At 71.2% G+C, this 22,033-nt stretch carries 21 protein-coding genes; 8 read left to right on the forward strand and 13 right to left on the reverse strand.

Going from position 1 to position 22,033, the window contains the following annotated elements:
* Nucleotides 1–291: 291 nt before the first annotated feature.
* Nucleotides 292–489 carry a hypothetical protein gene (locus tag AB6A65_RS00790; RefSeq protein ID WP_371036451.1) on the reverse strand — a complete coding sequence of 66 codons (198 nt, stop codon included), beginning with the start codon at nt 487–489 and terminating at the stop codon, nt 292–294.
* A gap of 186 nt (nt 490–675) precedes the next feature.
* On the opposite strand from AB6A65_RS00790, the gene AB6A65_RS00795 reads away from it, so the two are divergent.
* Complete coding sequence (locus tag AB6A65_RS00795; protein WP_371036452.1) at nt 676–1,152, forward strand: acyl-CoA thioesterase; 477 nt, start codon at nt 676–678, stop codon at nt 1,150–1,152.
* 34 nt (nt 1,153–1,186) lie between these two features.
* On the opposite strand, the gene pgi is transcribed toward AB6A65_RS00795, so the two are convergent.
* Genes pgi through AB6A65_RS00815 form a run of 4 tightly spaced genes read right to left on the reverse strand, consistent with a single transcriptional unit; the run spans nt 1,187 to nt 6,071 of the window.
* The gene (gene pgi, locus AB6A65_RS00800; RefSeq protein ID WP_371036453.1) at nt 1,187–2,824 is read right to left on the reverse strand and encodes a glucose-6-phosphate isomerase; all 1,638 of its coding nucleotides are present in this window, start codon (nt 2,822–2,824) and stop codon (nt 1,187–1,189) included.
* Nucleotides 2,821–3,492, reverse strand: coding sequence for a 6-phosphogluconolactonase (gene pgl / locus AB6A65_RS00805; protein ID WP_371036454.1), 672 nt, complete (start codon nt 3,490–3,492; stop codon nt 2,821–2,823). Before pgl ends, pgi begins: the two co-directional genes overlap by 4 nt.
* Complete coding sequence (gene zwf, locus AB6A65_RS00810) at nt 3,489–4,919, reverse strand: glucose-6-phosphate dehydrogenase (RefSeq protein ID WP_371036455.1); 1,431 nt, start codon at nt 4,917–4,919, stop codon at nt 3,489–3,491. Before zwf ends, pgl begins: the two co-directional genes overlap by 4 nt.
* A 51-nt stretch (nt 4,920–4,970) precedes the next feature.
* Nucleotides 4,971–6,071 carry an anhydro-N-acetylmuramic acid kinase gene (locus AB6A65_RS00815; protein WP_371036456.1) on the reverse strand — a complete coding sequence of 367 codons (1,101 nt, stop codon included), beginning with the start codon at nt 6,069–6,071 and terminating at the stop codon, nt 4,971–4,973.
* 66 nt (nt 6,072–6,137) lie between these two features.
* Here AB6A65_RS00815 and tyrS point away from each other — a divergent pair, with 66 nt between their 5' ends.
* Nucleotides 6,138–7,442 (forward strand): tyrosine--tRNA ligase, encoded by a 1,305-nt coding sequence (tyrS, locus tag AB6A65_RS00820; RefSeq protein WP_371036457.1) that lies wholly within the window; start codon nt 6,138–6,140, stop codon nt 7,440–7,442.
* 94 nt (nt 7,443–7,536) lie between these two features.
* Here the strand turns inward: tyrS and AB6A65_RS00825 are convergent, their stop codons facing one another.
* From AB6A65_RS00825 to AB6A65_RS00835, 3 genes are all read right to left on the reverse strand, one after another.
* Nucleotides 7,537–8,520: a DUF3179 domain-containing protein gene (locus AB6A65_RS00825; RefSeq protein ID WP_371036458.1), complete on the reverse strand. Its 984-nt coding sequence runs from the start codon at nt 8,518–8,520 to the stop codon at nt 7,537–7,539.
* Nucleotides 8,521–8,620: 100 nt separating this feature from the next.
* The gene (locus AB6A65_RS00830; protein WP_371036459.1) at nt 8,621–9,166 is read right to left on the reverse strand and encodes a peptidylprolyl isomerase; all 546 of its coding nucleotides are present in this window, start codon (nt 9,164–9,166) and stop codon (nt 8,621–8,623) included.
* Nucleotides 9,159–9,665, reverse strand: coding sequence for a peptidylprolyl isomerase (locus tag AB6A65_RS00835; RefSeq protein WP_371036460.1), 507 nt, complete (start codon nt 9,663–9,665; stop codon nt 9,159–9,161). Before AB6A65_RS00835 ends, AB6A65_RS00830 begins: the two co-directional genes overlap by 8 nt.
* 129 nt (nt 9,666–9,794) lie before the next feature.
* Between AB6A65_RS00835 and pgk the strand changes: the two genes are divergently transcribed.
* Complete coding sequence (pgk, locus tag AB6A65_RS00840; protein WP_371036461.1) at nt 9,795–10,985, forward strand: phosphoglycerate kinase; 1,191 nt, start codon at nt 9,795–9,797, stop codon at nt 10,983–10,985.
* Between the two features lie 30 nt (nt 10,986–11,015).
* Here the strand turns inward: pgk and AB6A65_RS00845 are convergent, their stop codons facing one another.
* Nucleotides 11,016–11,504 (reverse strand): bacterioferritin, encoded by a 489-nt coding sequence (locus AB6A65_RS00845; RefSeq protein WP_371036462.1) that lies wholly within the window; start codon nt 11,502–11,504, stop codon nt 11,016–11,018.
* A 303-nt stretch (nt 11,505–11,807) separates the two neighbouring features.
* Between AB6A65_RS00845 and AB6A65_RS00850 the strand changes: the two genes are divergently transcribed.
* The 4 genes from AB6A65_RS00850 to AB6A65_RS00865 all read left to right on the forward strand — a co-directional run bounded on the left by AB6A65_RS00850 (nt 11,808) and on the right by AB6A65_RS00865 (nt 16,020).
* Nucleotides 11,808–12,107 (forward strand): septum formation initiator family protein, encoded by a 300-nt coding sequence (locus AB6A65_RS00850; RefSeq protein WP_371036803.1) that lies wholly within the window; start codon nt 11,808–11,810, stop codon nt 12,105–12,107.
* 111 nt (nt 12,108–12,218) lie between these two features.
* Complete coding sequence (pdhA, locus tag AB6A65_RS00855; protein WP_371036463.1) at nt 12,219–13,229, forward strand: pyruvate dehydrogenase (acetyl-transferring) E1 component subunit alpha; 1,011 nt, start codon at nt 12,219–12,221, stop codon at nt 13,227–13,229.
* Between the two features lie 15 nt (nt 13,230–13,244).
* The gene (locus AB6A65_RS00860) at nt 13,245–14,636 is read left to right on the forward strand and encodes a pyruvate dehydrogenase complex E1 component subunit beta (protein ID WP_371036464.1); all 1,392 of its coding nucleotides are present in this window, start codon (nt 13,245–13,247) and stop codon (nt 14,634–14,636) included.
* A gap of 13 nt (nt 14,637–14,649) precedes the next feature.
* Complete coding sequence (locus AB6A65_RS00865) at nt 14,650–16,020, forward strand: pyruvate dehydrogenase complex dihydrolipoamide acetyltransferase (RefSeq protein WP_371036465.1); 1,371 nt, start codon at nt 14,650–14,652, stop codon at nt 16,018–16,020.
* A gap of 112 nt (nt 16,021–16,132) precedes the next feature.
* Here AB6A65_RS00865 and cysE read toward each other — a convergent pair whose 3' ends face one another.
* A complete protein-coding gene (gene cysE, locus AB6A65_RS00870) occupies nt 16,133–16,942 on the reverse strand; it encodes a serine O-acetyltransferase (RefSeq protein WP_371036466.1) in 810 nt (269 codons plus the stop codon).
* 91 nt (nt 16,943–17,033) lie between these two features.
* On the opposite strand from cysE, the gene AB6A65_RS00875 reads away from it, so the two are divergent.
* On the forward strand, nt 17,034–17,372 hold the full coding sequence (locus AB6A65_RS00875; protein ID WP_371036467.1) for a TraR/DksA family transcriptional regulator: 339 nt from the start codon (nt 17,034–17,036) through the stop codon (nt 17,370–17,372).
* Here the strand turns inward: AB6A65_RS00875 and AB6A65_RS00880 are convergent.
* The 3 genes from AB6A65_RS00880 to AB6A65_RS00890 are packed head-to-tail and all read right to left on the reverse strand — an operon-like array spanning nt 17,282 to nt 22,033.
* Nucleotides 17,282–18,007 (reverse strand): hypothetical protein, encoded by a 726-nt coding sequence (locus AB6A65_RS00880; protein WP_371036468.1) that lies wholly within the window; start codon nt 18,005–18,007, stop codon nt 17,282–17,284. The two genes, AB6A65_RS00875 and AB6A65_RS00880, sit on opposite strands and share 91 nt — an antisense overlap.
* 22 nt (nt 18,008–18,029) lie before the next feature.
* The gene (locus AB6A65_RS00885; protein ID WP_371036469.1) at nt 18,030–21,587 is read right to left on the reverse strand and encodes a glycoside hydrolase/phage tail family protein; all 3,558 of its coding nucleotides are present in this window, start codon (nt 21,585–21,587) and stop codon (nt 18,030–18,032) included.
* Entirely contained in the window at nt 21,587–22,033 is a 447-nt protein-coding gene (locus AB6A65_RS00890) for a peptidase (protein ID WP_371036470.1), read from the reverse strand. Before AB6A65_RS00890 ends, AB6A65_RS00885 begins: the two co-directional genes overlap by 1 nt.

Below are 22,033 nucleotides of genomic sequence, written 5' to 3' on the forward strand. Positions count from 1 at the left end.
CGCCCGGATCGCGAGCCCCGTCTCCTCACCAGGACTTGATCCCGGTCAAGTCGCCGAAACGGCGTCCGGGTCAAAGTCCCCGAGCGCCCCCGAAGGCGCCCCGGATACCGAAACGGAGGAGATCGACACCATGTATCGTGTGCCTGCCCTGTTCGTCGCACTTGCCCTGTTGGCAGCCTGCGAAGGGCCACAGACCAATTATCCAATGTCCGGCGAGGAATGCGCGCCCGAAGATCCGGTGCGCACGCTCGATTCGCGGGAGTGCACGCCCCCCGCGTGACAAGGGCGGCGCTAGAGCACCCCGCGATAGACGGAGCGCGTGGCCTCCTGCCCGTCGAGCGCCGCGATCAGCGCGGCGCCGTCTTTCGTGGGCGCGCCGGCCGCGTCGAGCCATCCGCGGCGGTGAGCGATGTCCTTCGGGTCGTTCGCCGCCGCGCCGCAATGCCGGGCGAAGGCGAGAATTCTTCCCTTGAGCGCGTGGTCGTCCATGTCCGGTCTCCCTTGCTTGAGGCGGGACCTAGCGTGCGATCGCCGGCTGTCAGCCCATGCCCGCGCAGGCTGCGACACCGGGCGGGACACGGGGCGGCACCGGCGCGTCCGGGGCGCGCCCGAAAACGGCGGGCAAGGGGCGGGCGGGCTTGCCGCGCGAGGCCGGGCACGGCAAGAGTTGCGCCCATGGACCTGCGCTATCACGCCCCGCTCAGCCCGGAAGAGCAGACGGCCCACGGCCTGCCCGAGCCCTGGCCGCTGGCCATGGCCGACCGTGTCCGATTTTGCGAGCTCGACATGCTGCGCCACGTCAACAACGCCACCTACATGGCGTGGTTCGAGACGATCCGGATCCGCTATTTCCAGGACTGGGGCCTCTCGCAGTACCGGGCGGAGGATCCGCGCATCGTGATCCGCCGCGCAGAGATCGACTATTTCGCCGAGATGGTGATGGACGAAAGCTATATCGTCACCGCGCGTTGCGGCAGCTTCCGGCGGACGAGCTTCACGCTCCTGAACGAGATCTGGGCAGGCGGCACGCGCCGCGCGGGCTTTTCCTGCGTGATCGTCACGCTGGAGCCCGACGGCTCGGCCAAGCGCGCATTGCCGCAAGCGCTTATCACCCGCTTCCGCGAGGTGGACGGCGCGCAGCCGGCGGGCTGAGCGCGGACGGCCCGGCGCGCGAGGCGTGGGCCACTCAGCCCCGCCCCTGCCCCGTGAGGTAGCCTACGAGCTGGCGGGTGGAGCCGTCCTTGCTCTCCGCGCTCTCTCGCGCCTCGAGCACGGGCCCGAGCGCCGTGGCAAGCTCCTTGCCGAGTTCCACGCCCCACTGGTCGAAGGAGTTGATGCCGAGGATCACGCCCTCGGCGAAGACGCGATGCTCGTAGAGCGCGAGGATGCGCCCCAGCATCTCCGGGGTGAGCTTCGGGTAGGCCAGCGTCACCGACGGGCGGTCGCCCGGAAAGACCCGGTGGCGCGCCTGCCGTTCGAGCTCGTCCCCCTCGAAGCGGTCGGCGAGCCGCGCGCGCGCCTCCGCCAGCGTCCGGCCGCGCATCAGCGCCTCGGACTGGGCGAGGCAGTTGGCCACGAGCAGCCGGTGGTGATGCGCAAGCGCCGGCTCGTGCCCCTCGGCCGCCAGCAGGAACTCGCAGGGCACGACCTCGGTGCCCTGGTGGACGGACTGCATGAAGGCGTGCTGCCCGTTGGTGCCGGGCTCGCCCCAGATCACCGGGCCCGCAGGGCGCGCGAGGTCCGATCCGTCCATCGCCACCCGCTTGCCGTTCGATTCCATCTCGAGCTGCTGGAGATAGGCGGGCAGCCGGGCCAGACGCTCGTCGTAGGGCAGCACGGCGCGGGTCGCGTGCCCGCAGACCTGCGCGTGCCAGATGCCGGTGAGCGCCAGCAGAAGCGGCATGTTCGCCCCGGGCGCGGCCTCGAGGAAATGGCGATCCATCCAGCGCGCGCCGGCGAGGAACTCCCGGAACCGCGCGGGGCCGATGGCGATCATCAGGCTGAGCCCGATCGGCCCCCAGACGGAATAACGCCCGCCCACCCAGTCGGCGAAGGGGAAGACGCGCGCCTCGGGGATGCCGAAGGCGGCCGTGCGCTCCATCGCGGTGGAGAGCGCCGCGACCTGCGCCGCCGGATCGGCGACCGCTTCGGCCATCCAGGCGCGCGCCGTCTCGGCGTTGGTCATGGTCTCGATGGTGGTGAAGGTCTTGGAGGCCACGATGACGAGCGTGCGCGCCGGGTCGAGGGGCGCGAGCGTGTCGGCGATGTCCGCCCCGTCCACGTGCGAGACGAAATGGCAGCGCGGCCCGTCCTGGTAGGGCGCCAGCGCGCGCACCGCCATCGCCGGGCCGAGATCTGAGCCGCCGATGCCGATGTTCACGACATCCGCCACCGCCCCGCCCGCGGCCTCGAACCGGCCCGTGCGCACCTCCTCGGCGAAGCGTTCCATCCGCGAAAGAACCGACCGGATGCCGGGGCGCACATCCGCCCCGTCCACGATCAGCGGCGGGCCGTCGGGATCGCGGAGCGCGGTGTGGAGCGCGGAGCGCCCCTCGGTCGCGTTCACGGGCGCGCCCGCCATCATCGCCCGGGCGCGCGCCGCCACGCCCGCCCCGGCGGCGAGGTCGAGAAGCCCCGCCCGCGCCTCGGCGTCGATCGCCGTCTTGGAGTAGTCGAAAAGCATCCCGCCCGCCCGGGCCGAGAAGCGCGCGGCGCGGTCGGGATCGGCCGCGAAGAGATCGAGGATGCGCCGCCCCGCGGCCTCCGCCCGGAGCGCCTGCAGCCTGTCCCAGGCGACCTGCGGCGCGCCCGGTGCGCCGCTCACGGCGCCCAGTGGACGGTCATCCCGTCCATCACCGCCGCCACGGGCGCCTCGCGCGGGTCGCGCTTCACCGAGGCGTCGAGCATCGCGCGCTTCTCCTCCCCGGTGATGACGAGGTGCTTCGCGAGCGCCCCCGCCAGCACCGGCACCGTCATGGTGAGCCGCGGCTCGGGCACGCCCGGCGCGCTGATCGCGGCGAGAAGCGGCGCGTCGTCGGCGAGCGCATCCTCGAGCCCCTCGGCGCCCGGGAAGAGCGAGGCGACATGCCCGTCCGTCCCCATGCCCAGCAGAAGCACGTCCACCGGCAGGCGCGGCGCGATCTCCCCGGTCAGCTTGGCGATCGCCTCCTCCGGCGTGGCGTCCGCCGTCACCATCGGCACCAGCCGCGCCGCCGCCGCGCGCTCCACCAGCAGCCGGTCGCGCACGAGGCGGGTGTTGGAGCGGGGGTCGTCCTCGGGCACCCAGCGCTCGTCGGTCAGGATGAGGTCCACCGCCGCCCAGTCGAGGTCGGCCGCGCAGAGATCGTCGAAGACCGGGCCCGGCGTGGTGCCCCCCGGCACCGCGAAGAGCACCCGGTCGCTGCGGTGAAGCGCGGTGTTGAGGTCCCCGGCGAGCTTCTGGGCGAGGTTCATCGCCATCATCTCGCGATCGGCGTATTCCACAAGTTTCATGGGTCTATCTCCCGCCAGCGCCGCCCGTCGCGGTGCATGAGCATGAGCGAATCCTCGGGGCCCGAGGATCCGATGTCGTAGGGCGCGGGCGCCTTGCCCCGTTCCTGCCACCCGGCGATCACCGGGTCGGTCCAGGCCCAGGCGGCCTCGACCTCGTCGTCGCGCATGAAGAGCGTCTGGTTGCCCCGGATCACGTCCATGATGAGCCGTTCGTAGGCGTCGGGGATCTCTTCGGCGTCCGGGCCCAGCGTCTCGGCGAAGGTCATGTCGAGCGGCACGTCGAGAAGCCGCATGCCCCCCGGCCCCGGCTCCTTGATGGTGACGTCGAGGGTCATGCCCTCGTTGGGCTGGAGCTGGATCGCGAGCACGTTGGAATGCCGCCCCGCCTCGGTCCCGAAGATCGAATGCGGCGCGTCCTTGAAGACGATCGCGATCTCGGAAGAGCGCGCCCGCAGCCGCTTGCCCGTGCGCAGGTAGAAGGGCGTGCCCGCCCAGCGCCAGTTCGACACGTTGGCCTTGAGCGCGACGAAGCTCTCGGTGCGGCTTTGCGGCTGCCCCACATCCTCGCGATAGCCCGGCACCGCGCCGTCGCCCCGATACTGCCCGCGCACGATGTTGCCCGGCTCCACCGGATCGAGCGCGCGGATCACCTTGAGCTTCTCGTCGCGCACCGCGTGCGCCTCGAACCGCGCGGGCGGCTCCATCGCGATGAGGCAGAGAAGCTGCATGATGTGGTTCTGCACCATGTCGCGCATGGCGCCCGCGCGGTCGTAGTACTCCGCCCGCCCCGCCACGCCCACGGTCTCGGCCACGGTGATCTGGATGTGGTCGACGTATTGCGCGTTCCACAGCGGCTCGAACAGCGTGTTGCCGAAGCGCACAGCCATCAGGTTCTGCACCGTCTCCTTCCCGAGATAGTGATCGATCCGGTAGACCTGATCCTCGTGGAAATGCTCGGCCAGCGCCGCGTTCAGCGCCCGTGCCGAGGCGAGGTCGTGGCCGAAGGGCTTTTCCACCACGACCCGCGTGCCGGCCGCGGCGAGCCCGTGCCGTTCCACCCGCTTCGCGAGAGGCGCGAAGAGATGGGGATCGACCGAGAAGTAGAAGGCACGCAGCACGTCGGGCCGGCAGGTCGCGGCCAGCGCGTCCCATCCCGTCTCGCCCTCGGCGTCCAGCACGACGTAGTCGAGCCGCGCCAGGAAGGCGTCGCGTTCCGGGCCCTCGCCCAGCGCGCTCGCCACCTCGGCGCGCCAGCCGCCGGTGTCCATCTCGGTGCGCGCGGCGCCGATCACCCGCGCCTCCGGCGGGATCTGGCCGGCGCGGAACCGGCGGTAGAGCGCGGGCAGGATCTTGCGCATCGCAAGATCGCCGGTCGCGCCGACGATCACGAGGTCGAACGGATCGACGGGTATGACGCGCGAGACCATGGCCGGGCCCTCCGGGACGGATCGGCGTCACACTAGCATCTCGCAGGCCGATCACAACGCCCCGGACGGGCGCGAGATTACGCCGCCGCCCACCGCCGCGCGCACGCCCGTGGTTCCCGGCGCCGAGGTGGGCAGGCCGCGCATCACGCGCACCGCGAGATAGGCGAAGGCCTGCGCCTCCAGCATGTCGCCGTCGAGCCCCACGGCCTCCACCGGCGCGACCTCGGCGTCGAGCGCGGCGGCCAGCATCCGCATCATCACCGGGTTCTTGCGCCCGCCCCCGGTGACGAGAATCCGCTCCGGCTGAACCGGGCAGTGCTCGAGCCCGCGCATGACCGACGCCGCGACCACGGCGGTGAGCGTGGCCGCCGCGTCGGCGTCCGACAACGCCTCCACCGAGGCGAGGAGCCCCGGAAACGCGTCCCGGTCGAGCGACTTCGGCGGCATGCGCAGGAAATAGGGCTCCGCCATCAGCGCCTCGAGCGCGCCTTCCACGACCCGGCCCGCCCCCGCCAGCCGCCCGCCCTCGTCGCAGGCCGCGCCCAGCCGCGCACGCAACAGGTCGTCGATGGGCGCGTTGGCGGGCCCCGTGTCGAAGGCCAGAAGCGCGCCCTCCTCCTCGGGCGCGGCGCGGCGCGGGTCGATCCAGGTCAAGTTGCCCACGCCGCCCAGGTTCAGCAGGCAGAGCGGCCGCTCCGCCCCGATCCGCTTGGCGAGCGCGAAGTGGAAGAAGGGCGCGAGCGGCGCGCCCTCGCCGCCCAGCCGCACGTCGGCGGTGCGGAAATCCCAGACCACGGGCCGGCCAAGCGCCTCGGCCAGCGCCGCGCCGTCGCCGAGTTGATGGGTGCCCCGCCCGCCCGGATCATGGGCCAGCGTCTGCCCGTGAAAGCCCACGATCTCCGCCTCGGGGAAGCGCGCCAGCAACTCGGCATGGGCGCTCCGGATCACCTCCGCCGCCCGGTCGAGGTCGTCGCCCGGCCAACGCCCCAGCGCCACGCGCAGCACCGCGCGCTCGTCTTCCGAATAGGGCCGGTAGTCAGAGGCGCCGAACGCCTCCACCCGCACGCCGTCGGTACGGATCATCGCCGCGTCCACGCCGTCGAGCGAGGTGCCCGACATCGCTCCCAGCGCCCAGACAGACCCTCCGCCCATCCTGCTCTTCCCCTTCGCTTGCCCGGGCACTATAGACGGGCCGCGCCAAGGAAGGGAACCAGCCCGATGACCACCTACCGCCCCCGCTCCGACTTCCTCCAGGTGATGCTCGAGCGCGGCTATCTGGCCGACTGCACCGACCTGCAAGGGCTCGACGAGGCGCTGATGGCGGGCCCGACCCCGGCCTATATCGGCTTCGACGCCACGGCACGCTCGCTCCATGTGGGCTCGCTCATCCAGATCATGATGCTGCGCTGGCTGCAGAAGACCGGCCACAAGCCGATCACGCTCATGGGGGGAGGCACCACGAAGGTGGGCGATCCGTCCTTCCGCGCCGAGGAGCGCCCGCTCCTCACGCCCGACCAGATCGACGAGAACATCGCCGGCATCCGCCGCGTCTTCGCGAGCTACATCGACTACGGCGAAGGGCCCTCGGGCGCACTCATGATCGACAACGCCGAGTGGCTCGACGGGCTCAACTACCTCGACTTCCTGCGCGATGTGGGCCGCCATTTCTCGGTCAACCGGATGCTCTCGTTCGAAAGCGTGAAGTCCCGCCTCGACCGCGCGCAGTCGCTCTCGTTTTTGGAGTTCAACTACATGATCCTGCAGGCCTACGATTTCGTGGAGCTTTACCGCCGCCACGGCTGCCGGCTGCAGATGGGCGGTTCCGACCAGTGGGGCAACATCGTCAACGGCATCGACCTCGCCCGCCGGATGAGCGACGCGGAGCTCTTCGGCCTCACCTCGCCGCTCCTGACCACGGCGGACGGGCGCAAGATGGGCAAGACCGCCGAGGGCGCGGTCTGGCTCGACGCGGAACTGACCTCGCCCTTTGATTTCTGGCAGTTCTGGCGGAACACCGCCGACGCTGACGTGGGCCGCTTCCTGCGGCTCTACACCGAGCTGCCCGTGGAGGAATGCGCGCGGCTGGGCGCGCTGCAAGGCGCCGAGATCAACAAGGCGAAGATCGTGCTCGCCAACGAGGTCACGACCTTGCTGCATGGTCAGACCATTGCAGCAGCTGCCGCTAGCGCCGCGGGTGCAATCTTCACGCACAAGCTTGAAGCTAGCGGGTTAGTGGCGACGCCATCCATTAGCGGGGGGACGCTATCAGTTTCTGCACTTCCGACTCTTAAACTAGATCCAAACGAAGTCGCGGGCGGCATCTCCGTCGTGCAGCTCTTCGTCCGCGCCGGGCTCGCGAAATCGGGCAAGGACGCCAAGCGCCTCATCGCCGAGCAGGGCGCGCGGCTCGACGACGCGCCGGTCTCCGATCCCGGGCTCATGCTCGACGCCGCCGCCCTCGCGCGCCCGGTGAAGCTCTCGGCCGGCAAGAAGCGCCACGCCCTCGTCACCCTGGCCGGCTGAGCCCTCTTCTTGGCGAAAATACTCCGGGGGTGAATTGGCCGCAGGCCAAGAGGGGGCAGCGCCCCCTCGCCCGCGACGGTGACGCATGCGGGCGTCAGCGCGCCCCGCCGGCCAGCATCCAGGTGCCCTCGGGCCAGAAGGCATGGAACGCGAAGGCGAACATGACGTCATGGGCCACGTCCCGACCCGCCGCGTCCCGCACCCGCACAGAGCCCACGTCGCGCCCGCCGCCGATCGTGCCGGCATCGAGCGCCGAGGCCTGGCCCGTCCGCCATGACAGCGTGACGCCCGCCTCGGCGATGCGGCCTTCCTCGGAGAGCCGCGAGAGCGGCCAGGCCCGGGTATCCACCCGCACGACGCGGGCGAGCGGCGGGATGCCGTGGGGCGGCATCTCGCCGGAGTAGAGGAAGGGCCGGCGCGCGCTGTCGTAGCCGCGATAGGGGTTGCGGCCATAGGCGCGGTTCCAGCCGGGCTCGTCCATCACGAGCCCCTCGGGGTTGCGCGCGGCGAACTGCGCCCAGCCCTCCATCCAGGTGGGCAGCGTCTTTAGCGTGGTGCCCGTCATCTCGCCCGCGATCGCCTCGCCGATGGCCTGCTGCCACCAGCTCTCGGTCTGGCGGTCGTACATGATCATGTCCGAGCGACGGAGCTTGCCGGAGACGCCGAACTCGAGCGTGCGCCCACCCGCGCGCCGGTCGAAGGTGATGCCGGAATTGCAGAGCGGGCAGAAGGTCACGGCGACGGGCCGTCCGCCGATCTCGTCGTTCACGATCTCGTGCCAGGTGAGGTAGCGGATCGGGTAGGCGCGCGGCCGCTCGCCGGCAAGCTCCACCGCGATCACCGGCTCGCGCGCGCCGAGCCGCGTCTCGGCGGAGACGGGGATGAAATCGGGGTCCGAAAGCGCGGGGATCCCGTCCTTGGGCGGCCCGCCCGAGATCACCTCGTCCCAGCTCTCGAGCGTGGTCTTCGAGAAATCGGTATCGGGCCACTCGGCGGCCCAGCGCGCGGGGTCGGCGGCGACCGGCCCGGCGGCGGCGAGCGCGAGGCCGAGGGCGGCGAGAATCGTCCTGGGTGTCATGGCGAAGCCCTCCCATGCGGAACTTCCGCACAGGGTGCGGGCGAATCGCCCGCCCGCACAGCCCCCTTGCCGCGAACGTGACCGGCCGCGAGGCCCCGGCTCAGTCGGTGACGGTGACCCGCTCCATGACGTCGGGCTGCCCGATCACGGCGCCGTTCTGTCCCTCGCCGCGCTTGATCGCGTCCACCACCTCCATGCCGGAGGTCACGCGCCCCACGACAGTGTACTGGCCGTTCAGGAACGCCCCCGGGGCGAACATGATGAAGAACTGCGAATTCGCGCTGTCGGGGTTCTGGGACCGGGCCATGCCGACCACGCCCCGCTCGAACGGGATGTCGGAGAACTCGGCCGGCAGGTCCGGCATGGCCGAGCCGCCGCGCCCGGCCATGGACATGTCGCCGCCCATCTTGCCGAACTCCACGTCTCCGGTCTGCGCCATGAAGCCGTCGATCACGCGGTGGAAGACGACCCCGTCATAGGCGCCCTCGGCGGCAAGCGTCGCGATGCGCTCGGCGTGGGCGGGCGCCACGTCTTCGAGCAGGTCGATGGCGATGGTGCCCTCGGCTTCGCCCGAGACCTCGATCTCGATGCCGGTGGCGAGGGCGGGAGAGGCCGCGAAGGCCAGGATAACGGCGAGTTTACGCATCGGCGGCCACCTTCACGCTGATCATCCGGTCGGGGTTCGCGGGCGGCTCGCCGCGGGTGATCGCATCCACATGCGCCATCCCGTCGATCACGCGGCCGTAGACCGTGTACTGCCCGTTCAGGAAGTGGTTGTCCTTGAAATTGATGAAGAACTGCGAGTTCGCGCTGTCGGGGTTCTGGCTGCGCGCCGCGCCGAGCGTGCCGCGATCGTGCGGGATGCGCGAGAATTCGGCCTTGAGATCGGGCAGGTTCGAGCCGCCGGTGCCCGCACGGCGCAGGTTGAAATCGCTTTCCATGTTGCCGTGCGCCACGTCGCCGGTCTGCGCCATGAACCCGTCGATCACGCGGTGGAAGGCCACGTTGTCGTAGGCGCCGGCGCGGGCCAGCTCCTTCATCCGCGCGCAGTGTTCCGGCGCGATGTCGGGCAGAAGCTCTATCACGACGGTGCCGTCCTTCAGCTCCATCAGGATGGTGTTCTCGGGGTCCTTGATCTCGGCCATGGCCGGCTCTCCTTCGCCTCGGTTCGCCACACTCCTAGGCCGCGTGCGGCCAGCCCGCAAGCTTCGCATTGACGCGCCGGGGTGGCCCGTGGAAGAGGAGCCCGGGCCGCAACCGGGCAGGAGGGGACGATGGGCTGGGCGACGCTCGACGACATGGCGCTCGAGGGCAAGCGGGTGCTGATCCGCGTGGACATCAACGTGCCGGTGCAGGACGGCGAGGTCACCGACGCGAGCCGCATCGCCCGCACCACGCCCACCATCCGCGACGTGCTGGAGGCCGGCGGCCGGCCGATCCTCTTGGCCCATTTCGACCGCCCGAAGGGCAGGCGCGTGCCGGAGATGTCGCTGGAGCAGCTCGCACGCCCGATGCAGGACGCGCTCGGCGTGCCGGTGCGCTTCTGCGAGGCGTGCGTGGGGCCCGCCGCCGAAGCCGCGGCGGACGCGCTGCCCGCGGGCGAGGTGCTGCTTCTGGAGAACACGCGCTTTTACCCGGGCGAGGAGGCCAACGATGCGGACTTCGCCGCGGCGCTGGCGCGGCTCGGCGACATCTACTGCAACGACGCCTTCTCGGCCGCGCATCGCGCCCACGCCTCGACGGCGGGCATCGCGTCCCACCTGCCCTCCTGCGCCGGGCGGCTGATGGCGGCCGAGCTCTCGGCGCTGTCGCGCGCGCTGACCGAGCCGGAGCGGCCGCTGATGGCGGTGGTGGGCGGGGCCAAGGTCTCGACTAAGCTCGAGCTTCTGGCCAACCTCGTGGAGCGGGTCGACATCCTCGTGATCGGCGGCGGCATGGCCAACACCTTCCTGGCCGCCCGCGGCCTCGAGATCGGCCGCTCGCTGGCCGAGCACGACATGGCAGACACCGCGCGCGAGATCACGGAGAAGGCGGCGAAGGCGGGCTGCGAGGTCCTGCTTCCGGTAGACGTAGTGGTGGCGCGCGACCTCGCCGCGGGCGCGCCGCACGAGACCGTGCCCGCCGACGCCTGCCCCGAGGACGCGATGATCCTCGACGCGGGCGCCGAGAGCGTACGGCGCATCCGCGACGCGCTGGAGCGCGCACGCACGCTTCTCTGGAACGGCCCCCTCGGTGCTTTCGAGTACCCGCCCTTCGATGCGGCCACGGCCGCCGCGGCGGCCAAGGCGGCGGAGCTGTCGCGCATGGGCCGGCTCGTCTCGGTCGCGGGCGGCGGCGATACCGTGGCCGCGCTCAACCGCGCCGACGCGGCAAAGGATTTCACCTACATCTCGACGGCGGGCGGCGCCTTCCTCGAATGGATGGAGGGCAAGGATCTTCCGGGCGTCGCGGCGCTCAAGCGCTGATCGCGTGGTGGTGCGCCGCGCCCGCCCGCGTCAGGCCCCGGCCTGATCGCCGCTCATGTAGGTGTTGTAGAAGGCGGGCTCGCCCATCCGCTCCAGCAGGTCGATCTGCCGGTTGAGCCAGTCCCAGTGGCCCTCTTCGTCGAGCACGATGTCCTCGAAAAGCCGACGCGTGCCGATATCGTCATTGTCCGAGGCGGCGCGCGCGGACTCGGTGTAGAAGCGGATCGCCTCGCCCTCGTCCTTCCGGTCGGACTCGAAAAGCGCGCGGAGCGACTCCGCCTTCGACGGCGTCGCCGCGGGGGTGAGGTTCGGCGTGCCGCCGAGGAACATGATGCGCTCGATGAACTTGCCGGCATGGCCGAGCTCTTCCTGCATCTCGTCGCGCATCCGCGAGGCGAGCTTGTCCAGCCCCCAATCGTCGAGGACATGGGCATGCAGCAGGTACTGGTGCGCCGCGGTCAGCTCCATCGCGAGGGCCTGTTGCAGGTTGTCGATGCTGGTCTCGTTCTTCATGGCCATGCGGGCCTCCTTTCCTGTCCGTCGCGTTCCCGTGCCCCGCCCGCGTTCCGGGGCGGATGCACCTTCCTCGGCGCTCCGGCGCGGTCCTGCCGCGCCGAGGCGCACCGCAATCCATTTCGAGGTGGAGGCTCCATCCCGATTTTCAACCCGTGCCGGACCCGCGCGTCCCGGATGCGCCACGCCGGGCCGCCGGCGCGTCGATGCCCGCGGATTCGGGGATTCCCATGGCGAATCGCCTGTGCCATAGTGGTGGCCGACGGCCCGAAAGAGGCCGCGGCCGAGGCAGAGCAAGGCGCAGCCATGCTGACATCGCGATCCCGTCCCGCCTTCGGGGCGATCCTCTTCTTCGCCGGCGCCCTCGGGCTCGGGCTCTACTTCACCTATGCCGCGGTGCAGGGCGATTACGGGCTCTTCCGCCGCGCCGAGGTCGAGGTGGAGAAGGCGCGCCTGGCCGAGGATCTGGCACGGCTCCGCGCCGAGGTGGCGCGGATGGAGAACCTCACCCATCGTCTGTCGGACGACTATCTCGACCTCGATCTGCTGGACCAGCAGGCCCGCGACGTGCTGGGCCTCCTGCGCGCCGACGAGGTCGTGCTAAAATAGCCCACCAGCGGCCCGCGGCGCCGCGCCAGAAACCCCCTTACTCCCGCCGGGGGAATCCGCTATGGCTTTTGTTCAGTGCTAAACCATCTGCCTGAGGGAGGGCGCGCCCCCATGGCCACCCGCAAGACCGCCAAGGCCCCCAACGTGTCGGCCGAGGAGCTGAAAGGCTACTACCGCGACATGCTCCTGATCCGCCGCTTCGAGGAGAAGGCGGGCCAGCTTTACGGCATGGGCCTGATCGGCGGCTTCTGCCATCTCTACATCGGGCAGGAGGCCGTCGTCGTCGGCCTCGAGGCCGCCGCCGAGGAAGGCGACAAGCGCATCACCTCCTACCGCGACCACGGCCACATGCTGGCCTGCGGGATGGACCCCAAGGGCGTCATGGCCGAGCTCACGGGCCGCGAGGGCGGCTATTCCAAGGGCAAGGGCGGCTCCATGCACATGTTCTCGAAAGAGAAACATTTCTACGGCGGGCACGGGATCGTCGCCGCGCAGGTGCCGCTGGGCGCGGGGCTCGCCTTCGCCGACAAGTACAACGAGACCGACCGCGTCACCTTCACCTATTTCGGCGAGGGCGCGGCCAACCAGGGCCAGGTCTACGAGGCGTTCAACATGGCCGCGCTCTGGGAGCTGCCGGTGATCTTCGTCGTGGAGAACAACCAGTACGCCATGGGCACCTCGCAGAAGCGCGCGACGTCGACGCCCGACATCTATACCCGCGGCGCCGCCTTCGGCATCCCCGGGGAGGCGGTGGACGGCATGGACGTGCTCGCCGTGAAGGCCGGCGGCGACAAGGCGGTGGCGCACTGCCGGTCCGGCAAGGGGCCCTACATCCTCGAGATCAAGACCTACCGCTACCGCGGCCACTCCATGTCCGATCCCGCGAAGTACCGCACCCGCGAGGAGGTGCAGAAGATGCGCGAGGAACGCGACGCCATCGAGCATGTGCGCGAGCTGCTGCTGTCCGGCGACCACGCCAGCGAGGAAGACCTCAAGGCGATCGACCGCGAGATCAAGTCGGTGGTCAACGCCGCGGCGGATTTCGCCCGCGAAAGCCCCGAGCCCGCGCTCGACGAGCTCTGGACCGACATCTACGCCAACACCGCGCCGCAGGATGCCTGAGGGAGACCCGACCGCATGAGCACCGAGATCCTGATGCCCGCCCTCTCGCCGACGATGGAGGAAGGCACCCTTGCCAAGTGGCTCGTCAAGGAGGGCGACAGCGTGGCCGCGGGCGACATCCTCGCCGAGATCGAGACCGACAAGGCCACCATGGAATTCGAGGCGGTGGACGAAGGCACCGTCGGCAGGATCCTCGTGGCCGAGGGGACCGAGGGCGTGAAGGTCAACACGCCCATCGCCGTGCTTCTCGAGGAGGGCGAAAACGCCGAGGACGCCGAGGCGGCCGCGAGCGAGGCGAGCGAGGCAAACCGGCCCGAGGCCCGGGAGACATCCGGGTCGGAGGCCCCGAAGGCCGCAGCAAGCGCGTCGGGTCCGGCCGAGACCCCGGCCCCGGCCTCCGAGCCCGACGTGCCCGAGGGCACCGAGTTCAAGAAGCAGACCGTGCGCGAGGCGCTGCGCGACGCCATGGCCGAGGAGATGCGCCGCGACGGGTCGGTCTTCGTCATGGGCGAGGAGGTCGCCGAGTACGAGGGCGCCTACAAGATCACCCAGGGCATCCTCGACGAATTCGGCGCGAAACGCGTCATCGACACGCCGATCACCGAGCACGGCTTCACAGGTCTCGGCGTGGGCGCGGCCTTCGGCGGGCTGCGCCCGGTCGTGGAGTTCATGACCTTCAACTTCGCCATGCAGGCGATCGACCAGATCATCAACTCGGCCGCCAAGACGCTCTACATGTCGGGCGGGCAGATGGGCTGCCCCATCGTCTTCCGCGGCCCGAACGGCGCGGCGGCGCGCGTCGCCGCCCAGCACAGCCAGGATTACGCGGCGTGGTACGCGCATGTTCCCGGCCTCAAGGTCGCGATGCCCTATTCCGCCGCCGACGCGAAGGGCCTCCTGAAGACCGCGATCCGCGATCCCAACCCGGTGATCTTCCTCGAGAACGAGATCCTCTATGGCAAGAGCTTCGAGGTCCCGGTGCTCGACGATTTCACCATCCCCTTCGGCAAGGCGAAGATCTGGCGCGAGGGCACGGACGTGACCATCGTGAGCTTCGGCATCGGCATGACCTACGCCATGGAAGCGGCCGAGAAGCTGGCCGAGGACGGCGTCTCCGCCGAGGTGGTGGACCTGCGCACGCTGCGGCCCATGGACACCGCCACCGTGATCGAGAGCGTGAAGAAGACCAACCGCTGCGTCACCGTGGAGGAGGGCTGGCCCGTCGCCTCCATCGGCAGCCACGTCTCCGCCGTGCTGATGCGCGAGGCCTTCGACTGGCTCGACGCGCCGGTGCTCACCGTCGCCGGCAAGGCCGTGCCGATGCCCTACGCCGCCAACCTCGAGCGCCATGCCCTCGTCCCCACCGACGAGCTGCTCGAGGCGGTGCGCCAGGTCACCTACCGCTGAGGGAGCGCTGCGCATGCCCACCGAGATCCTGATGCCCGCCCTTTCGCCCACCATGGAGGAGGGCACGCTCGCCAGGTGGCTCGTGAAGGAAGGGGACACCGTCGCCGCAGGAGACCTTCTGGCGGAGATCGAGACCGACAAGGCCACCATGGAATTCGAGGCGGTCGACGAGGGCACCGTCGGCAAGATCCTCGTGGCCGAGGGCAGCGAGGGTGTGAAGGTCAACACGCCCATCGCCGTCCTTCTGGACGACGGCGAGAGCGCCGACGACCTGCCCGACGCCGCTCCGGCGGCCGGCAAGAGCGGCAAGGCGGGCGGCGCCGAGGCCCCGGCCGAAACCGGCAAGCCGGAGAGCGCGCCGCGTTCCGCCCCTGCCCCTGCCCCTGAGGCAAGCGCCGGGAACGCGCTGCCCGACACGCCCGCCCCGGCCGCGCCCGAGGACGCCGAGGGGCGGCGCGTCTTCGCCTCCCCGCTCGCCCGCCGCATCGCCGCGGCGAAGGGTCTCGACCTCACGCGGATCGAGGGGTCGGGTCCGCATGGCCGGATCGTCCGCGCCGACGTGGAGGGTGCGAAGCCCGCCGCGGCCGCTGACGCCGCCGCGCCGGAGGCCGCACAGGCCGCGCCGAAACCGGCAGCCGGCGCCATGCCGACAGGCCCCGACGCCGACCAGGTCCGCAAGATCTATGCCGACCGCGAGACGGAGGAAATCGCCCTCGATGGTATGCGCCGCACGGTCGCCCAGCGCCTCACCGAGGCCAAGCAGACCATCCCGCATTTCTACCTGCGCCGCGAGATCCGGCTAGACGCCCTTCTCGACCTGCGCAAGCGTCTCAACGCGGACCTGGAGGCGCGCGGCGTCAAGCTCTCGGTCAACGACTTCATCATCAAGGCCTGCGCGCTGGCCCTTCAGGAGGTGCCGGCAGCCAACGCCGTCTGGGCGGGCGACCGCATCCTGCGGCTCAAGCCGTCGGACGTGGCCGTGGCCGTCGCCGTGGAGGGCGGGCTCTTCACGCCGGTGATCCGGGATGCCGAGAGCAAATCGCTCTCCGCGCTCTCGGCCGCGATGAAGGATCTCGCGGGCCGGGCCCGCGACCGCAAGCTCGCGCCACAGGAATACCAGGGCGGCAGCTTCGCGATCTCCAATCTCGGGATGTACGGGATCGAGAATTTCGACGCAGTCATAAACCCGCCCCACGGCGCCATCCTCGCGGTGGGCGCCGGCGTGACGAAGCCGGTCGTGGACGCGGGCGGCGCCCTCTCCTCCGCGACGGTGATGTCCGTCACGCTGTCGGTGGATCACCGGGTGATCGACGGCGCGCTCGGCGCGGAGCTGCTGGCGGCCATCGTCCGGCACCTCGAGGCGCCGCTCGCCATGCTTGCCTGACGCCCCGGGCGTCAGCCGCTGATGGGCGACGCCGGCCCGGGGGGCTGCGCCCCGCAGCACGTCGAAGCCCGCACCCCGGGATCAGCGTTCAGGGCCGAAGGATCCGGCGGGGTCAGATCTCGCCGCGCAGGATCTGGTCCATGGTGACGGAGGGCTGGGCGCAGCCGGCCTCACCCACGATGCGCGCGGGCACGCCCGCCACGGTCTTCTTCGGCGGTATGTCTTCGAGCACCACGGACCCCGCGGCGATCCGGCAGCAATCACCAACTCGGATATTGCCCAGAACCTTGGCCCCCGCGCCGATCAGCACGCCCGAGCCGATCTTCGGGTGGCGGTCCTGGTCTTCCTTGCCGGTGCCGCCCAGTGTCACCGAATGGAGCATGGAGACGTTGTCGCCCACCATCGCCGTCTCGCCGATCACGATGGAATGGGCGTGGTCGATCATGATCCCCTGCCCGACGCGCGCCGCCGGGTGGATGTCCACCGAGAACACCTCGGAGACGCGCATCTGGAAGAAATAGGCGAGGTCGCGCCGACCTTGCGTCCAGAGCCAATGCGCCACGCGGTAGCATTGCAAGGCTTGGAACCCCTTGAAGAAGAGAAGCGGTTGCAGGAAGCGGTGGCAGGCCGGATCGCGGTCGTAGACGGCGGCGATGTCGGCGCGCGCGGCCTGGGCGAGCGCGGGCTCGGCCGCGTGGGCCTCGTCGCAGATCTCGCGGAGGATCTGCTCTGACATCTCGCCCGAGGCGAGCTTGAGCGAGACCCGGTACGCGAGCGCGCGCGGCAAGGTCGGGTGGTGCAGCACGCTGGAATGGATCACCCCGCCCAGAAGCGGCTCGTCCGCGACGGCCGCCTCCGCCTCGGACGTGATGCGGGCCCAGACAGGGTCGAGCTGCTTCAGCTTCGCGCGCGTTTCCGCCATGGCGGCCTCCCTCGGCACTTGATACGGTCCGTGATACACAAAATGGTCCTCGCCCGCCATTCGGAAAGTCCTGAACGGAGGCTCGACACCCATGCCGGATCCCGATCCCGAGGAGTTCCGCGCCCTGATCGCGGCGCGTCTCGCCGAACTCGACGCGGAGGACGCGCTCGGCGCCGGCGGCCAGTCGGTGGTCACGCTGGACCAGCAGTCCGTCGGGCGGCTCTCGCGGCAGGACGCGCTTCAGTCGCAGGCCATGGCCAAGGCCCAGCAGCTCCGCCGCGACACGGAACGGCGGCGGCTTTCGGCCGCGCTCGCCCGGATCGAAGAGGGCGAATTCGGCTATTGCGAGGACTGCGGAGAGGCGATCCCGGCCGGACGGCTGCGCCTCGACCCGGCGGCGGCGCGTTGCGTGGACTGCGCCTCGGGCTGACCGGCGCGGCGAAACGCGGCGAGTTCGGACAGCGCCACCGCCAGGCAGTCGCACCAGTCGGGATCCGACAGCGGCGGCGCGGGCGGCAGGGGTCCCGCCTGCCCCGCCCGTGCCATGAGCGAGCCCGTGCCCCAGCGCGGATGCGCGCGGCCGAAGCGCCGGTGGTAGCGGTGCGCCGCGTCCGCTTCCTGCAGAAGCAGGCGGCAGGCCCGGGCGCGCGCCGGGCCCGGCAGCGCGCGAAGCGCCCGCGCCGCCGCCCACACGTCGCCCACGAGAACGGCCCGCATCAGCCGCCCACCGTGAGCGCCGCGAAAGGCCCGGGGCCGTAGCGCGCCGAGACCTGCGCCACGCGCAGCTCGAAGGGCGCCGCGACCCCCGTCGGCGGCCATGTCGGCGGCGGCATACACCCATTCGGGCGCGTCCACCGTCACCTCCCGCTGCACGCCGGTGCCGGTGACGATCCGGACGAGGTAGCGTTCGCGCTCTTCCCCGAGCGGCACCTCGGCCCCCTCCCAGCCGTCGCCGTCGATGCGCGTGCGCCGGACCCAGCGGAAATGCCATGCGCCGGCCTCGGCCCGGGCGCGCAGGTGGCAGGGGCGATAGGGCCGCAGCCCCTCTCCGGCGAAGGCGGCCACGACATGGGTATAGCTCGGATCGTCATAGCCGCGCCGCGCGGGGGCCTATACGGTAATGTCGCGCCACGTTGCGCGCGGTGGGCGGCAGGGCGATCTGCTGCGCGGCCCCGTTCATCAGGACGATCCGCGAGCCCGCGGGCCAGCTTGGCGGCATCACGCCGTCGCTGCCCGCCTGCCCGCGAAGCCGCTCGGACAGAAGCCACCGGTCGGGCCCGAGCATGCGCGCCGCGCGGAACTGGAAGAGCTCCCATCGCGCCGGGCTCCCGTCGCCGATCGCCACGAGGTTCGCGCCGGCGAGCAGCGCCTCCTCGGTGACATCGCCCAGCGCGCCGCCGTCGAGGCGCACGGCGAGCGCCGGGCCACGGTCGATCCGCCCGGGCGGCGCGGCGGGCAGCGCCGTTTCCGTGACCCCCATCGCGGCGCGGACCGCGAAGACGGAATTCAGCGCGTAGCCCGCGTCGAACGGCGCGTCCCACACCGCGACCGTCCCGGGCCAGGGATCGGCGCGAAGCGCCAGATGCGGGACATGGGGCGCCTCGTCGCCGGTCATGAGCGGCAGATCGAGGAAGACCGACTCCACCGGCACCGGGACGACGAAGGGCGCGAGGCGCGAGGGGGCCTCCGGCTCGAACGCGGCCGGCAGGTAGACGCTGGGCTCCACGCGCACCGCCTCGACCAGCAGCGCGGCGCCCTGCTCGGTCCGGTCGATCCGCCAGAGCGCGCCGCCCCCGCCGTCGCCGAGGCGCACCACGTCGCCCGGACCGAGCGCAAAGCGCGACGGCGGCAGGGCGAAGCGGCACGTGTCGCGCGCGACCCGTGCCTCTGCAAGCCAGCGCTCCGCCGTGGACGTCGCCTCGGCGCGCGTCATCGCAAGCGGCATCTCGCTTTCGCTGACCGCGTGGGTCGCATCGTCGGGTAACACGGCCTCTGCGGCGGCGATCTCGAAATCGCTGCCATGGGCCACAAACCGCAGCCGCACCCGCCCGGCCTGCTCGGCCTCTGCGGCGCGTGTTTCCTCGAGGCGGCCCTCCAGGCTCTCGATCACGGCAAGCCGGTCCGGGTCGAGCTCCAGCGGACGCGCCCGGTCTCGCGGCTGGAAGCGCAAGCGCCCGTCGCGTTCCACGGCGTCGATGCCGTGGCGCAGAAGCAGCGGCTGAAGCGCGGCGCGCGCGGTGCCCGCATCGGGCACGAGGTAGCCGCGCACATGGCCGTGCGCCGCGTCCACGTCGTAATCGTGCAGCCCGGCCCGGTCGCAGATCTCGCCGATCACGGATCCCAGCCCGCGCCCCGAGGCGCGCCCGTTGAGCCAATGGCCCCGCGCATAGTTCACCCCGTCCGCCCAGACATCCTGCGCGGCGGGAAACCACGGCCAGGGCCGGGCATCCCAGCTCCACGCGAAACAGCGGGACAGGTCGATCATCGGCCCGCCATAGATGTCCGAGACCGGATTCGCCGCGGGATCCGACCAGTGGGCGAGCGTCGCCCGGTAGTAATTCGCCTGAAGCACCTCGTCGCGCCGCCCGTCCGAGAAGTGCGGCAGCCCGGATTCCGAGGATTTCGGGTCGAGAAAGCGATTGGGCTGGTTCGTGCCCTTGTCCACCGCCGCGCAACCGAACTCCGTGAACCAGATCGGCTTGGACCCGGGAACCCAACCCGTGGGCGTGGCCTGCCGCACGCCCCCGATGCGCTCGTGGTGCGGGTTCTCCCACCAGCTCCGGATATCCTTGGGCCGCCAGATCCAGGCCTCGCCGTGGGCGCCGTCCTCGATCGGCGTGCGGATCTGGGCGGCGCGCGCCTCCTCGGAGTGATAGAACCAGTCGAAGAGTTCGCCGCCCGCAACGTTCGCGCGCAGGTAGTCGAGATCGTGAATACCACCCGCATCACCCGCGTCGGCGTGCTCCGTGCCGTCGCGCCAGTCCGACAGTGGCAGATAGTTGTCGATACCCACGAAATCGATTTCCTCGTCGGCCCAGAGCGGATCGAGGTGAAAGAGCCTGTCGCCCGGCGCGTCGGGCGGCTGGTAACCCCAGTATTCCGACCAGTCGGCGGCATAGCCGATCTTCACCTGCGGTCCGAGCAGCGCCCGCACCTCGGCGGCGAGCGCGCGCAGCCGCGCGACCGCGGGAAAGCCCGCGTCGTCCCGGATCTGCGTGAGGCCGCGCAGTTCCGACCCGATGCAGAACGCCTCCACCCCGCCCGCGGCGGCGCAGAGCGCCGCATAGTGCAGGATGAAACGGTTAAGGCCCCAGTCCTCCGCCGGGCCGGTGTAGGTGACGGTCCCGTCGCCCACGGCGAAATCCGCCGCCCGCGCCGCGCCGAAGAAGGCCGCGACCTCGTCGGCCGCGGGCGCGGTGCCATCCGGAGACTCCTCGCGCCCGGGCGCGACGGAGAGCGTGATGCGCCCTCGCCATGGCAGCACGGGCTGCCCCGCCGCGCCGGTCCACGGGTCGGGCAGCGTGTTGCCGGCCATCTGTTCCATCAGGATGAACGGATAGAAGGTCACCGCCTGCCCGCGCGCGGAAAGCTCGCGGATCGCCTCGACCACGGCGGCGTCGGTGGGCGTGCCACCGTAGACGGGACGGCCGTCATCGACAGGCACCGTTCCGGCTGCACCGCGGGTCACCCCCGCCACTGCCCACGGCATTTCCTTGCCGTCGGCCTCGGCCTGCTCGACCTTCGGCCGCAGGCTGCACGCGCCGCAGCGCAGATCGTCACCGAACCAGCTCACGACCAGCGACACCGCCTCGCAGGCCGGCAACTCGCGCTCGAGCCCGTCGAGCGAGGTCACCAGATCGGTCTCGCCCGAGGGCGAGTTCACGTTGGCGACCACCTTCCGCCCTGGCTCGCGTTCGAGCCGGACCGGCGTGGTGGCGAGCGCGTATTCGCCGGTGCCCGGCGTGAGGGCCACCGCACGCAACACACCCGCCGGCTCCGTCTCGGCCCCGGGACGGGCGGGCTGCTCGTGGCGGATCACCTCGAAGCTCAGCTGCGGGATGCGGTTTCCCCAGGTCGACAGGTCCAGATCCTCGATCACCAGATAGGCCGTGCCGCGGTAGGCGGGCACCGCGCCCGCCCCCTCGATCGCCTCGATCGCCGGATCGGGCAACTGGTCCTCGCTGCCCGGGTGCACCCGCATGACAAGCTCTCCGGGCGCGATCTCGGCGCCGTCCGCCCAGACACGGCCGACGCCCGCGATCTCGCCCTCGCAAAGCGCCACGGCAAGGCTGACGCGGTAGCTGTAGCGCCGCGTCTTGGGCTGGCGCGGTTCGCCCTTGCCGCCACCGCCCGCCTCGGTGACGACTTCGGTAAAGCGGCTGGCCCAGATCACGTGCCCCCCCACCCGCATCCGGCCATAGACCTGCGGAACGGGCGCGCCCTCGCCCGCGCCCGTCAGGCGGAACCGCTCGATCCGGCCGGTTTCCACCGTGTCCGAGCCCTGCCCCATCAGCCGCGCGTCGATGGCCCGCCCCAGCGTGACGCCCAGGAACCGGCCCGCGGCCGTCATCGACAGGCCGAGAACCGTGCCCCCCAGCGAACTGCCTAGCGCCGCCCCGGCGGCGGAAAGAAGGATCGTCGCCATCAGCGGGTCCTTTCGGGAAACGAGAAACGGGCCACGATGCACCGCCGCCAGGGCGATCCGAGCGCACTTTCCACCACGCCGTGGCCCGAATAGGCGTGGATCACGCTGGCCGCGCGGCCGGTGCGCCCCTGGATGCCGAGATGCTTGGCCACCGCGCCGCGCCGAAGCCGGAAGAGCAGGACGTCCCCCGGCGCCTCCGCGGCGAGCGGCTTGGCAACGAGATGCCGCGCCGCCGCACGCCAGAGCCGCTCTTCGCCCTGCGGCTCCGACCAGTCGGGCGTGTAGGGCGGGACGGCCTCCGGCTCGGTGCCCAGAACCTCGCGCCACACCCCGCGCAGCAGCCCGAGACAGTCCGCGCCGGCCCCCTTCACGCTCGCCTGGTGGCGGTAGGGCGTTCCGATCCAGCCGCGCGCGGCGGCGACCACGATCCGCGCATGCGCCGCCAT

This window comes from Rhodosalinus sp. FB01 (assembly GCF_041365715.1).
Classification (GTDB): Bacteria; Pseudomonadota; Alphaproteobacteria; order Rhodobacterales; family Rhodobacteraceae; genus Rhodosalinus.

Coding starts and splice junctions, on each gene's coding strand:
- AB6A65_RS00790 (WP_371036451.1), bottom strand. CDS start 489: ATGGACGACCACGCGCTCAAGGGAAGAATTCTCGCCTTCGCCCGGCAT.
- AB6A65_RS00795 (WP_371036452.1), top strand. CDS start 676: ATGGACCTGCGCTATCACGCCCCGCTCAGCCCGGAAGAGCAGACGGCC.
- pgl (WP_371036454.1), bottom strand. CDS start 3,492: ATGAAACTTGTGGAATACGCCGATCGCGAGATGATGGCGATGAACCTC.
- zwf (WP_371036455.1), bottom strand. CDS start 4,919: ATGGTCTCGCGCGTCATACCCGTCGATCCGTTCGACCTCGTGATCGTC.
- AB6A65_RS00815 (WP_371036456.1), bottom strand. CDS start 6,071: ATGGGCGGAGGGTCTGTCTGGGCGCTGGGAGCGATGTCGGGCACCTCG.
- tyrS (WP_371036457.1), top strand. CDS start 6,138: ATGACCACCTACCGCCCCCGCTCCGACTTCCTCCAGGTGATGCTCGAG.
- AB6A65_RS00825 (WP_371036458.1), bottom strand. CDS start 8,520: ATGACACCCAGGACGATTCTCGCCGCCCTCGGCCTCGCGCTCGCCGCC.
- AB6A65_RS00830 (WP_371036459.1), bottom strand. CDS start 9,166: ATGCGTAAACTCGCCGTTATCCTGGCCTTCGCGGCCTCTCCCGCCCTC.
- AB6A65_RS00835 (WP_371036460.1), bottom strand. CDS start 9,665: ATGGCCGAGATCAAGGACCCCGAGAACACCATCCTGATGGAGCTGAAG.
- pgk (WP_371036461.1), top strand. CDS start 9,795: ATGGGCTGGGCGACGCTCGACGACATGGCGCTCGAGGGCAAGCGGGTG.
- AB6A65_RS00845 (WP_371036462.1), bottom strand. CDS start 11,504: ATGGCCATGAAGAACGAGACCAGCATCGACAACCTGCAACAGGCCCTC.
- pdhA (WP_371036463.1), top strand. CDS start 12,219: ATGGCCACCCGCAAGACCGCCAAGGCCCCCAACGTGTCGGCCGAGGAG.
- AB6A65_RS00860 (WP_371036464.1), top strand. CDS start 13,245: ATGAGCACCGAGATCCTGATGCCCGCCCTCTCGCCGACGATGGAGGAA.
- AB6A65_RS00865 (WP_371036465.1), top strand. CDS start 14,650: ATGCCCACCGAGATCCTGATGCCCGCCCTTTCGCCCACCATGGAGGAG.
- cysE (WP_371036466.1), bottom strand. CDS start 16,942: ATGGCGGAAACGCGCGCGAAGCTGAAGCAGCTCGACCCTGTCTGGGCC.
- AB6A65_RS00875 (WP_371036467.1), top strand. CDS start 17,034: ATGCCGGATCCCGATCCCGAGGAGTTCCGCGCCCTGATCGCGGCGCGT.
- AB6A65_RS00885 (WP_371036469.1), bottom strand. CDS start 21,587: ATGGCGACGATCCTTCTTTCCGCCGCCGGGGCGGCGCTAGGCAGTTCG.
- AB6A65_RS00890 (WP_371036470.1), bottom strand. CDS start 22,033: ATGGCGGCGCATGCGCGGATCGTGGTCGCCGCCGCGCGCGGCTGGATC.